General features: G+C 36.4%; 7 protein-coding genes. All 7 read right to left on the bottom strand.

Annotated features, from left to right (window positions below):
• Positions 1 to 6: 6 nt before the first annotated feature.
• The 7 genes from HM987_RS02170 to HM987_RS02140 all read right to left on the bottom strand — a co-directional run bounded on the left by HM987_RS02170 (position 7) and on the right by HM987_RS02140 (position 13,277).
• Positions 7 to 2,616, bottom strand: a complete 2,610-nt coding sequence (locus HM987_RS02170; RefSeq protein ID WP_179004811.1) for a glycoside hydrolase family 2 TIM barrel-domain containing protein — start codon at positions 2,614 to 2,616, stop codon at positions 7 to 9.
• 9 nt (positions 2,617 to 2,625) lie between these two features.
• On the bottom strand, positions 2,626 to 4,845 hold the full coding sequence (locus HM987_RS02165) for a glycoside hydrolase family 3 N-terminal domain-containing protein (RefSeq protein WP_179004809.1): 2,220 nt from the start codon (positions 4,843 to 4,845) through the stop codon (positions 2,626 to 2,628).
• Between the two features lie 94 nt (positions 4,846 to 4,939).
• Complete coding sequence (gene bglX / locus HM987_RS02160) at positions 4,940 to 7,273, bottom strand: beta-glucosidase BglX (protein WP_179004807.1); 2,334 nt, start codon at positions 7,271 to 7,273, stop codon at positions 4,940 to 4,942.
• Between the two features lie 4 nt (positions 7,274 to 7,277).
• Positions 7,278 to 8,075 carry a carboxylesterase family protein gene (locus HM987_RS02155; protein WP_179004805.1) on the bottom strand — a complete coding sequence of 266 codons (798 nt, stop codon included), beginning with the start codon at positions 8,073 to 8,075 and terminating at the stop codon, positions 7,278 to 7,280.
• An 18-nt stretch (positions 8,076 to 8,093) separates the two neighbouring features.
• Positions 8,094 to 10,055: a glucoamylase family protein gene (locus HM987_RS02150; RefSeq protein WP_179004803.1), complete on the bottom strand. Its 1,962-nt coding sequence runs from the start codon at positions 10,053 to 10,055 to the stop codon at positions 8,094 to 8,096.
• Positions 10,052 to 11,422 (bottom strand): glucoamylase family protein, encoded by a 1,371-nt coding sequence (locus HM987_RS02145; RefSeq protein ID WP_179004801.1) that lies wholly within the window; start codon positions 11,420 to 11,422, stop codon positions 10,052 to 10,054. Before HM987_RS02145 ends, HM987_RS02150 begins: the two co-directional genes overlap by 4 nt.
• Before the next feature lie 112 nt (positions 11,423 to 11,534).
• Positions 11,535 to 13,277 carry a LamG domain-containing protein gene (locus tag HM987_RS02140; protein ID WP_218645606.1) on the bottom strand — a complete coding sequence of 581 codons (1,743 nt, stop codon included), beginning with the start codon at positions 13,275 to 13,277 and terminating at the stop codon, positions 11,535 to 11,537.
• Position 13,278: the final 1 nt, after the last annotated feature.

Raw genomic sequence — 13,278 nt, 5'->3', positions numbered from 1 at the left:
ACTGAATTATTTCATTTTTTCTATTAAGACACCACTAATTACAGGCTTACCTTCAATAGGATTTAACACTATACTCAAACCTTTATTATCAGCCACTTCAATAGTTGTTGATAACGTAACTCCATATTTTTCGGGATATGAATTTGCTATATTGAATTGTTTTTCAACTATTACATCATTTACGGAAACATCAAAAACACGTTGCTTCTGATCAGCATTAGCTTTGGTTTCCTTTAAATTATAAATGTTTTCATTGGCTCTTATTTGAGGTTCAACAAAAAACAAATCCACTTTATACCTTCCGTTTGGAATATCGACTTTATACGTTGAGCAAGCCTCAAGCATTGTTTGAAAAAGCGGTTCTGAGGTTGAATTTTTAATATTATGCGGAATGCCTTGATTTTTATCTTTTGTCATACCGAAAGCTTCACCATTAATATGTCCAAACCAATTTAGTTTATAAGGCTGGTCTGGCACGAAGGTGATGTTTCGTTCTTCGTCATAAAAATAGAAATGAGCGCCAATATTGATTCCAAAACGTTCGAAATCATTAAAATCTAAGCTTTGTATTCTATTGATGTCTATTTCGTTTTGAATATCAATGTCACCAGAAACAACATTAATCTTATTTTTCCCATGCTCAAAAGGCACCTCTATTGTTGCAACACCATTTTCAAACTGAACGGTTTTTAAAGTTTTACCATTCAATATGACCGAAGCTTCCTTTTGGTTGGAATAGATTTGGATAGGATAGGTTTCATTTTGAAACAATGTGAGTCCGTTTAGATACGCTGTTGCTATGTACACGAATGGTTCAGTATCATCTAAAACCGATTTGTACCAGTAGTAAACATCTTTGGGTGTTCTGTCGTATTGTACCAAACCTTTTTGGTTGACATGTGGAATGGCATCGCCACGAAACTCTGACCCAAAATCGGCAAAATTCCAAGCGGTCATGCCTGCCATGAATGGTCTGTCTGTAATTTGCTTGTAATAGGATTGGTGGAGTTTTGCCTGATAGTCAGTTGAAAAATCGAACTTTTTAGGATTATCCGTAAAAATCCTAACGTCTGCTCCAGGACCATATTCTGACAAAAACAAGACTCGATTTGGGAAACGCCTATGTTGTTCATCTAAAAAAGGCCCTAAATCTTCAATCTGTCTATCGTACCAACCAAAATACAAGTTCCAACCCAATAGCATTGGCAAATCTGCAATGCCTGTTTCGTTATAAACCTCGTTAAGGTGGCAAGCCATAACGGTTATGTGGTGTGGTGCCAGTCTACGCGTTAAATTTTCGAGTTGTGTGGCTAATTTTACGGATTCTACTTTTAAGTTTTCTTTATCTGCAGCTGTTAATTTATTATTGAATGCCAAACGGATAAAAATCTCATTCATGTAACCAAACATCACGACCGATGGATGGTTGTAATACTGCTTAATATGCTCTTTTTGCATGGCTAAACTCACATCAAAATAGGCTTTTGAGTCTGTCACTAAGTTAATGACGGGTATTTCTGTCCAAACTAAAATGCCAAGTTCATCACATAAATCATAAAGTGCTCGTGAATGCGGATAATGGGCAAATCGTACCACATTTGCACCCATATCTTTTATGAGATGAATATCCTCTTTTTGAAGCGCCATTGGTACTGCATTTCCAAAACCTTTATAGTCTTGATGACGATTTACGCCAATTAACTTGATTGGTTTTCCGTTTAAAAAGAAGCCTTTCTCTGGATCTACAGATGCCCAACGAAAACCTACGTTAGAAGTTTTAGAATCTAAAATATTTCCTTCGTTATCTTGTAGAACTAGTTTGAGCTTATATAAATATGGACTTTCTGGTGACCAAAGCTTTGGATGCACTATTTTCAAAGTACTACTTACAATGCTTTCGGAAGATTTAGACTTTATTTCAAACTTTTCAGTTCTATCTATTAATAAATAATCTTCGTGATCAATAAGACTTATGATTAGTTTTAATTTAGCATCAGATACATCTGAATTATTAATTATTCCTGTTACTTCAATTTTTCCAGCACCTTTAGAAACGTAAGGGTAATTGATATAAAAACCTTCCGACGCAAAATCATCTAAACTAAAATGTTGTTTTGAAAGCGTGATTAATTCCACATCGCGATAAATGCCTCCATAGAATGTGAAATCTGCATCTAACGGCGGAATATCGACATTGTGAGAATTATCGACAGTCACCTCAATAAGATTATAAGCATTGTATTTTACAAATTCAGTAATATTGAAATTGAAAGCGGTATAACCGCCTTTGTGGCTACCAACTTTAATTCCATTGACTAAAATGGTGGCTTCTTGGTTTACGGCATTAAATTTTAAATAATGGATTTTATCACTTTCCTCTAGCGGAATAAATACTTGTTTTTGGTAATAACCCAAGCCTCGTCTATAACCGCGTAGATCATCAAAGGCATCAGTCTTGTTCCAAGTATGCGGAATGTTTACAGTTTGCCAGTTGGATTGATCCTCAGAGAATTGCCAACCTGAATTAATAACTTTAGACTGTGAATAGGAATGGAACGATAAAGCCACACCCATTAATAAGCAAAGGGATAATATCTTATGAATGGTATGTGGCATATCTAGCTATTAATCAATTAGGGTAATGGTATTCTTAAATTTAAAGTCTGAACTTGGTGCAATTGCAACTTCAAATTCTCCTGGCTCAACAGTGTATTCTTTTTCAGTGTTATAGAATTTTAAATCTTCGGCCGAAATAGCAAATGTTACCGTTTTACTTTCTCCTTTTTTCAAAAATAGTTTTTGAAATCCTTTGAGTTCTTTAACTGGTCTGGTGACACTTCCTACTTTCTCGTGAATGTAAAGTTGTACAATTTCATATCCATCAAAACTACCTGAATTGGTAATGGTTACCGATGCTGAAAGTTCATCAGTGAAACCAAATGTGTTTGATGATAATTTCAAATCCGAATACTCAAAATTGGTATAACTCAAGCCATGTCCAAAGACAAATAATGGTGTATTTGGCACATCGATATAATTACTTTTATAATCTTGCTTTGGATTGCTTTGAGGAATTGGTCGTCCTGTATTTTTCATATTGTAGTAAATCGGCACCTGACCAACATTTCTTGGGAATGTAACGGTCAATTTCGCTGAAGGATTAACTTTACCGAACAACAAATCTGCAGTTGCAGCGCCTCCCATAGTTCCTGGAAACCACACTTCTAAAATGGCATCAACCAAATTGACTTCTTCGGAGAGATTTATTGGTCTTCCATTCATTAAGACCAAAGTAATTTTTTTATTGGGATTAGCTTCACGAATTCTTTTTATCAATTCAGTTTGAACTCCTGGAATTCTTAAATTTGTTCTGGAAGCCGCTTCACCACTCATATGATGCCCTTCTCCCATCACCAGGACAATTTCGTTTGCCTTTTTCGAAACTGAAATAGCTTCATCAAATCCCGAAGTGTCATCCTTTAAAATCTCACAACCTTTAGCATATTGAATTTGTTTCGGTTTTAAATACTCTGAGACGCCTTCAAAAACACTAACCGCTTTTCCATTGCGATCTCCTTTTGCTGCCCAATTTCCTATGATATTGTATTCATCTTTAACCAAAGGGCCAATGAATGCAATCGATTTTGAAGTGCTTGAAAGTGGTAAGGCTTCGTTCCTGTTTTGTAACAACACAGATGAAGCTGCTGCAATTTCCCTTGCTTTGGCTAAAAATTCTGGTTTATATTTAGTGGTGTTTTCACGATTTTCATCAATATAGCGATACGGATCATCAAATAAACCTAATTTATATTTAGCCAATAAAATACGCTTGCAGGCCTCATTTATGAATTGTTCCGGTACTTTACCTTCTTCAACCAACGCCTTTAGATTTTTACGATATATATGACCCATCATATCCATATCCACACCAGCGTTCATTCCTATTCTAGCAGCATCAATACTATCCTTTGCGAATCCATGCTGAACCATTTCATTAATGGACGTATAATCCGAAACAACAAAACCTTCAAAATCCCATTCGCCACGAAGAATATCTCTTAAGGTATATTTATTGCCCGAAGTCGGTACTCCGTTTAGCTCGTTAAAAGCAGACATAAAGGTTTCTACACCAGCATCGACTGCAGCCTTAAAAGGTGGTAAATAGACGTTTCTTAACTCTCCGTCACTCATATTTGTGGTATGGTAATCCCGTCCGGCTTGAGCTGCTCCATAAGCCACATAATGTTTGGCACAGGCCAAAATGGTGTTGGGTTGTGATAAATCTTCACCTTGAAAACCTCGAACGTAAGCTTTTGCGACCTCACTATTTAAATAAACATCTTCACCAGCACCTTCTGATATTCTGCCCCATCGTGGTTCCCTTGAAACATCAATCATGGGTGCAAATGTCCAATGGATACCTTCTGCAGAGGCTTCTTCGGCTGCGATGCGCGAACTTTCTTCGACCATTTTTAAGTCCCAACTTGCTGATAAGCCTAAGTTTATTGGAAAAATTGTTCTGTGACCATGAATTACGTCATATCCAAATAGTAACGGAATACCCAAACGGGTTTCTTCAATTGCTACTTTTTGTAAATCGCGAGTCCCTTTTACTGACATAGCATTTAGCATCGCTCCCATATGACCTTCACGAATATATTTACCATTATCGGAACCAACTATTGGACCTGTTTGATCCCAACTTCCACCATACATTACTGTTTGTCCAATCTTTTCTTGAAGCGTCATAAGACTCATAATCGAATCTACTTTAGCTTCATAGTTTTGGGAAAAACTGTAGTTAGCAGCAAAAAAAGCTAATAAAAAAACGATTCTAAAATTCATTTTATAATAATTAAATTTATTCGAAACACCCCTAAAGTCCCCTCAAGGGGACAATCCAAATCCACAAAAAGAAATCTAATTTTCGAGATTTATTTTATTTTGTAAGTTCAAATTCTTTCATCATTTCCGTAGTGGAATCAGTTCCCACAAACACATGGAATTTTCCTGGTTCTGCTACAAAATCTAAATCTGAATTATAGAATTTTAAGTCTTCAATAGTTATGTTGAATGTTATAGTTTTAGTTTCCCCTTTTTGAATGTCCACTTTTTCAAAGCCTTTTAATTCTTTTACAGGTCTTGTCACTGTACCGACAACATCCCTTATGTAAAGTTGAACCACTTCTTTTCCGTCATAATCACCAGAATTGGTAACATCTACTGAAACTGTTATTTGACCATCAAAGTTGATGGCTGTTTTATCCAGTTTGAAGTTTGAATAATCGAATGTTGTGTAACTAAGTCCATAACCAAATGGGTATAAGGGTTCATTTCGAACATCTAAATAATTGGATTTGAACTTTTCAAATTTACCTTCCTTATTGTTTAAAGGGCGTCCTGTATTTTTATGATTGTAGAAAATGGGTATCTGGCCCACATTCATCGGAAACGTTGCTGTTAGCTTTCCTGAAGGATTTACATCACCAAACAATACGTCTGAAATTGCTAAACCAGCTTCACTTCCAGGAAACCAAACGTTTAGTATTGCTGGAACATTTTCATTCTCGTCAACAATAGCAAGAGGTCTTCCTGTAAACAATACCAATACCACTGGTTTCCCTGTTTTTAATAAAGCATTTAATAAATCTTTTTGAACCTGTGGAATTTGAAGATTTGTTACACTACTACTTTCGCCACTGAGCTCTGCAGATTCGCCGATAGCCGCAATTATGACGTCTGATTTATTAGCAATGGCCAACGCTTCATCTAATAATTGTTTATCCGTTCTATCATCTCTTGGAATATCCTTACCAAACATAGTAACACGTTTTTCAAAATCTAAATCGTAATCCACGTTACTTCCTTTGGCATATAAAATAGTGGCTTTATCACCAACAACCGTTTTGAAACCTGCTAAAACTGGATTTGATTTTTCTTGTTGTGTGGCAACGCTCCACGTACCCGCCATATTGACCGCATTGTTAGCCAAAGGCCCGATTAAGGCTATGGTTCCTTCTTTTTTTAACGGTAATAAATTATTTTCATTTTTTAGCAGAACGGCAGATTCCGCTCCTACTTTTCTGGCAAATGCTCTATTCTCGTCTGTGAATACTTCGCTCTTGGCTCTATCATTATCTAAATATTTATAAGGATCTTCAAATAATCCTAATTCAAATTTTGCAGTTAACATACGTTTTACAGCCGTGTCGATATCATCAATACTAACCATACCTTTGTCTAAAGCTGTTTTCAAGGATTTAATGAAAGCTGCTGAAGCCGAAGGTGAATCCCCAGCCATATCCATGTCAATACCTGCGTTAAGCGCTAAAGCAACTACATCTTCTTCGTCACCCATGCCGTGAGCCATCATTTCCCAAATACCTGTATAATCGGTGACTACAAAACCATTGAAGCCCCAATCGTCTCGCAATAAATCTGTCAATAACCATTTATTGCCTGTTGCAGGCACACCATCAATTTCATTAAAAGATGCCATAACCGAACCTACACCTGCATCAACAGCTGCTTTATAAGGTTCTAAATATTCGTTATACATTCTTATTTTACTCATATCGACGGTGTTATAGTCACGGCCAGCTTCAGGCGCTCCATAAAGCGCAAAATGTTTCACACAAGCCATCAACGTGTTGTTTTGACTTAAATCATCTTGTTGGTAACCTTTTACCATAGCTTCTGCAATTCGGCTTCCTAAATATGGATCTTCACCGTTGCCTTCAGACACTCTGCCCCAGCGAGGATCTCGTGAAATATCAACCATAGGAGAAAATGTCCAGTTGATGCCATCTGCACTCGCTTCGGTGGCTGCCATTCGTGCCGTTTTTTCGATAAGTTCCATATCCCAAGTCGAGGAGAGTCCCAATGGAATAGGAAATGTTGTTTCGTAACCATGGATAACGTCCATTCCAAATAGTAATGGGATGCCCAATCGGCTTTCTTCAACTGCGATTTTTTGAACCGCTCTAATTTTTTCGACAGATTTAATATTGAACATCCCTCCAACTTTTCCTTCCTGAACTTTTTTTCCAACATCAGAACTTTTGCCTAAACCAGTTGTAATATCCCCAGAAACGGGCAGATTAAGTTGTCCTATTTTTTCCTCTATCGTCATTAAACCTAAAATAGAATCTACCTTTGCTTCAAATGGGTTACGATCAGAATTAGAATTAGATTTTGATTCGGTTTTACAACTCGTAAATATGAAAACAATTATTACTGTACTTATTAATTTAACGTTGAAGTTTTTTATCATTGTATTATTTTGTTTTAGAGAAAAGCCATGTTAATAATTCTGGTTCCGCAAATGTTGGATCCCAGCTATTGTGATTTGCAAAGTCATATAGTGTAAATTTCGGAAATCCACCAGCATTTAGAATTGCACTTGCCATATTGATGGATAATAATGGATTTACCACATCATCTTTGGCGCCATGAAATATCCATAATGGAATTTTTTGGGCATAATTGGTGACCGAATCAGGATCTCCACCTCCACAAATGGGAATGGCAGCTGCAAACATTTCGGGTTTTCTATGGATAATTTCAAAAGTTCCCATACCTCCCATTGATAATCCCATCACATAAACCTGATCTGTTTTTATATACGGTTTAGTGACCATCTCATCCATTAAATCCATAGTTAAAGCCATTGCTGTTGTAGGCGCTTCATCATATTTATACTTAAATGTGATTGGTTTTGTGGAGCGATCTGCCTCTAACTTAGACCAGTAATCCTGTTGAGGACATTGTGGGAAAATGACTATTGCAGGAAAGGAATCGCGATGTTTTTCATTCAGAAATAAACTACTGCCATGCGCCAGTTGTTTTTTATTATCGCTTCCTCTTTCCCCTGCGCCGTGAAGGAACAAAACCAGTGGATATTGTTTGGATTCATCAAAGTTCTTAGGTAATAGCATTCTGTACCTTAGAGTATCCTCTTTTTGAACATGATATTCTTTTGAGAATAAATCTTTTGAAGAATCAATTTGCTGAGCCTTAGCACATGGGCTAAAAATAGTAAATGTCAAAATTAATCTTAAAACAATATTTTTCATTTCTATTGACTTAAATTTTTAATAGTTAAAACCTAAAGCATCCAAACCGCCTTGAACATCTTCATTTTGCATAAAGAGATTCCATAATAATTGAGTTCTATAGTTTTCTATCATAATAATTTCAGGACCTTGATCTATGGCTAAATAAGAACTTGCATACCACTCTTCAGTGGGATTGTATGCATCTATAAACCCATAATCACCCCATATTCTATCTCCAATCTTATAATAAAAAAAACGTATAGCATTCATAGACTCTATTGGTGTGTAAGGCAACGAGGATATGGCTGCCGTTGGAGTAATTACTCCCAAATCATTTGTTGGACTATGAGCTGAATATCCATTATTATTATCACTAGCGGTGAGACCCCAACTATTGGCATAATAGCCTACATAGTCTTCTGGATTATCAATACAGTATGAACGATTTATTAAAGTATGATTTACATTCTGCGTCCAATAGTTGGCGTATTGATCTTGGAGGTTTCTTGGGTCTAGCGCCAAATAAGAATAATGCGAAAAGAAAAGCGGGCCACCAAAATTACCTCCCGCAGGAAGTGTATAATCGTAATACACATTTCCATTTAACATATTTCCATTAACAGCATAGCCTTCATCATATACTGATTGTGTTATTGAGTGCGTAGGTGATGCAGCTGCAAGAACATAAACGATCTGTGTTTCGTTATGCCCTTGAATTTTAAGATTCATTTGCCATTGATAATTTGGAGACCAATGCCAGTACAAAACGTTTTCACCTCCTTTTGTAAACCAATCCCATTCTACTTCATGCCATAAAGTCGTAATTTTGGTTTTTAATAAATTTTCTTGGGCATCCATAGCGTTTAGGTATTGTTCCACTGTTAACAACCCTTGTATCAAAAAAGCCGTTTCTACCAAATCTGCTCCATCATCGAATTCAGAAAAAGGCACAACACTTCCCGAATTACCATTCAACCAATGCGGCCAAACACCATGATACCTATCTGCTGTTTCTAGAAAATTCACGATAGTTTCCCAACGTGCAATGGCCTCACTTCTTGTTATAAATCCTCTTTCAACACCTACAATCATTGCCATAAGCCCAAAACCCGTACCTCCGGTTGTTACTATATCATTACTGGTGTTACGCTCTCTAGCCATTCCTGAAACAGGGTGTCCAAAATCCCAAAAATACTTAAAGGTTTCTTCCTGTATTAATGTTAACAATTGATCGTCAGATATTAGAGGGAACTTGTCAGTATTATCAAAAGTTGTAAATAATTCAATATATTCTGACTCAAAATCTCTACCAATATTAACTCCTATGTTCTGATCAATAATAATTTCATATTTTTTCCAATAATCTAGAATTTCAGAAAGAACAACTTTGATGGTGACATCATTGACCTGCTCTACGGAAAAAGGCACACTTGGTGAAAAGCTAGTATTAGCCTGAAAATCTGAGGCAGAAACAGTATGAGAAAAAACAAAATTAAAATTTTCATTCAATGGAATTTCTAAATTTCTTTGATCTAGATTTAATATTTCATCCCCTATACGAGCTTCTAATAACTCTAAAGGATCAAGCTTTATTGAAAATGCATAAGTCCTACCATCAAAGGTAGAACCATCATTTGCCATGAGATTATCTGATATTGAGAAGATGTAACTTTCTCCTTGTTCTAATATTATACTTGGTGTAATAATGAGCTCATCATTGTTTTGACCTTGCTCAACTGTTAAAGGAATATTGGAGTCTAAGTGGGTCAATGCAAACATCGAGGAATTTGGACTTATGCTTTTATTAAATTTTATGAAAAACTGATTAGCTAAATCAAACTCTAAATTGTTTGAGAGTGTTACATTTCCAAATAGCACATAAGAGATATTGAGATCACCTGTAGATGGTTCGTTATTAGTATCTCCTGAATCACTACTAGAACACCCAACAAGAAATAAAGTCATTACTAAATAAAATATGTCGATTTTTCTTTTCATTGGTTATCAGTTCTAAATTCTAATTTTTTTAATCCTTTCTGTATATCTATATTTTCCATAAATAGATTCCATATTAAACCCGTCCTATAATTTTCAATCATTACTGGAATTGGGCCTTGATCTATGGCTAAATATCTTGGAGTTGACCAATTGTGTTCAAGGCTAAATGCATCATAAGGTCCAAATTTACCAATAAGACTATCGTGATTTTTATAGAGGTTAGCCAACATATTCATGCTCTCTTTAGGCGTATATGGAAATGACGATAAAGCTGCCGTTGGTGAAATGACTCCATAGTCATTTCCAGGTCTGTGACCTTTATAACCATTTACAGAATAACTTGATGTTAATCCCCATAGACTATCGCCATAACCCTCAAAATCCTTCGGATTATCTACAGCGTATTTATAGTGGATTTTCGCATGATTTTGAGTTAGCTTCCAATAATCCGCATACTGATCTGATAAGCCTTTTGGATTTAAGCCTAAATAGGAATAATGAGCCCAAAATAAAGGACCGATTTTAGCATCACTGTGTTCGTAATAATTTAAAACTAAATCTTCATCGTAATACGTTTCATTTGAAACAATGGCTCCATTTTTGGCCCAACCTTTCTCGTAAACGGATTTACTAATTGGATGTGTTGGAGAAGCAGCCGCTAGAACATACATAATTAAACATTCGTTATAACCACCAACTGGGAAGTCCATTTCCCAACCAAATTCTGGCGACCAATGCCAGTACAAAACATCTTCACCATTTTTAGTGTACCAATCCCACTCAACCGCTCTCCAAAGTTTATCTATTTTGCCACGAAGTTCTTTTTCCTTGGTATTTTCCCCATCAAAATATTCTGAAACTGTTAATAATCCTTGAATTAAAAAAGCCGTTTCAACCAAATCACCTCCGTTGTCTTTTTTACCAAACGGATATACTTTACCTGTTTCTCCATCTATCCAATGTGACCACGCTCCATGAAAACGATCGGCTTCCTCTAAAAAATCTACAATTTTTAAATAGCGATTAAGCGCTTCTTCTTTTGGGATGAAACCTCTTTCTATTCCTACTAAAATGGCCATTAGTCCAAAACCACTTCCACCTGTTGTTACCGTGTTTTTAGGCGAAGTAGGATAACTATCATCCATATGCAGACGTTCTCTCGCTAAACCAGAGTTGGGTTCCGCACCTTCCCAGAAATAACTTATAGTCTGTTTTTGGATTGTATCCAATAACCCTGTGTCACTAATCGTTTTTTCTTTTGGTAGAACCTCCGTAATTGTTTTATCTTCTTTAGACGAATTGCAACTCATCAATAAGAATAGCGCTGCCATTACAACCAGAAGAATCACGTGATTTGATTGTTTCATTTAAGAAAGTAAATTTTAGATAAACTTTAGCTGCACTTATGATACATAAATGCAGCTAGAGTATTGAAGACTAATTCAAAACATTTTACATTAATTTAAGTTGAATTTATATTTAAAGCATTGATTGAATTTCAGCTTGGGACAGTGCTTTTTTATAAATTCTTAAATCGTCCATTGCACTTTCATCTGATAAATGCCCCCAACCTGTGAATCTAGGAGCACCTGACATAATGGAAAGTATATTACAATCTGTCCAATCAACTCCTGCAAAAGCATCTTGTCTTACAACTTGTCCATCGATATAAACTACAGCTTCAGTTCCAGAAATTGTAAATGCTATTTGAGTCCATTGACTACTATTTGGGTCAATGTCAGCAGCTGCACCACCATCAAACCAATTATCTCCAGTTCCGTTACCAACATTTAACTTAATACGTTGCATTCCTCCTGCATTTTCTCTGAATAATCTAAACCCACTAGTACGATTATTTTGTGCATCAGGATTGTCAGTATCCTGAGGACCAACCACCAATATCCCTGCGCGATCTGGTATGGCATTAACCTTATATCTAAATACTGCTGAAAATTCTTCATTTAGCAATCCATCTGTAGGAAATGTAAGATATGAATCTGTGGCTCCTAAATAGGCACTACTACCCTCAAAAGCTCCAGCCATACCAGTAAATGAAGGGTTTCCTACCTCAGTGCAATCTTCACCACTATAACTGTCCGTGTAGTTGCCATTAAACCCAAGTTTAAAAATTTCATCACCTTGAGCTACCATTGCTAGAATTTCATTCTGAGTTAATGCCGTATTGAATAACCTTAAATCGTCTAAGTAACTACTATCAGATAAATGTCCCCAACCTGAAAATCGAGGTGCTCCAGACATAATAGAAAGCACATCACAACCGGTCCAGTCTATACCGCTAAAAGGTCCTTGACTAACTACTTCTCCGTTGATATAAACAACCACTTCAGATTCTGAAATTGAAAATGCTAGGTGCACCCACTCATTAGTTGTAGGGTCTACATCAGCTGCCGCTCCGCCATCAAACCATGAATCTGCCGTTCCATTTCCTACATTTAGTTTATAACGCTGCATTCCATTTGCATTTTCACGAAAAAATCTAAAACCACTTGTTCTATTGTTTTGAGCATCAGGGTTATCAGCATCTGGAGGGCCAATAACTAAAACACCTGCTCTGTCTGGAGTTGCATTAACCTTAGTCCAAAATGAAGCACTAAACTGAGCCCCTAATAATCCCGTGGTTGGAAATGTTAAGTAAGAATCCGCTGCACCTTCATAAGCCTCTGTGCCCACTTTAGCATCAGCTGTAAAACCTGGGTTTCCTACAGCAGTTGCACTAATTCCGCTGATAGCTTCTAAATAGTCCCCTTCAAAAGCCATATAAAACTGTTCGCCGTCAAATAATGGCGTGTACGGTGGTACATCTATTTTTTCGAAAACAGCAGTTTCCATCACTACAACATCATTGATGTCAGTAGCCGTAATTGTTAATGTATGGATTCCCGTTGACACCTCTGTTGTCAAATCATCAACAACCAGTAATCTATTGTTTGTAAACTCACTAATGTTTACTATCTCAACATTATCAATTTGTACAGAAACATCAGCAATTCCTAAATCATCCTCAATTTGAAATTGGATGACGACAGTTGCCATTTCTTCCTGTGAAGTGATAACACCAGAATCCATAGGGCTTGAAAGTGTAATAACAGGACCGTCATAAGGAAAATCACTAAATCCAGGCTGCTCCAAATCTTGGCAACCCAATAATAGTATTCCTATAAATATGGTGCCCAAATAGTTTAAAAGTTTATTTTTCATCATT

Origin of the sequence: Winogradskyella forsetii, from assembly GCF_013394595.1 — a bacterium.
GTDB lineage: Bacteria > Bacteroidota > Bacteroidia > Flavobacteriales > Flavobacteriaceae > Winogradskyella > Winogradskyella forsetii.
The sequence above is the reverse complement of the archived record's forward strand: the minus strand, read 5'-3'. Positions and strand labels throughout refer to the sequence as shown.

Bases quoted from the DNA above. Each gene is read 5' to 3' on its own strand.
- HM987_RS02170 (WP_179004811.1), bottom strand. From the start codon at position 2,616: ATGCCACATACCATTCATAAGATATTATCCCTTTGCTTATTAATGGGT.
- HM987_RS02165 (WP_179004809.1), bottom strand. From the start codon at position 4,845: ATGAATTTTAGAATCGTTTTTTTATTAGCTTTTTTTGCTGCTAACTAC.
- bglX (WP_179004807.1), bottom strand. From the start codon at position 7,273: ATGATAAAAAACTTCAACGTTAAATTAATAAGTACAGTAATAATTGTT.
- HM987_RS02155 (WP_179004805.1), bottom strand. From the start codon at position 8,075: ATGAAAAATATTGTTTTAAGATTAATTTTGACATTTACTATTTTTAGC.
- HM987_RS02150 (WP_179004803.1), bottom strand. From the start codon at position 10,055: ATGAAAAGAAAAATCGACATATTTTATTTAGTAATGACTTTATTTCTT.
- HM987_RS02145 (WP_179004801.1), bottom strand. From the start codon at position 11,422: ATGAAACAATCAAATCACGTGATTCTTCTGGTTGTAATGGCAGCGCTA.
- HM987_RS02140 (WP_218645606.1), bottom strand. From the start codon at position 13,277: ATGATGAAAAATAAACTTTTAAACTATTTGGGCACCATATTTATAGGA.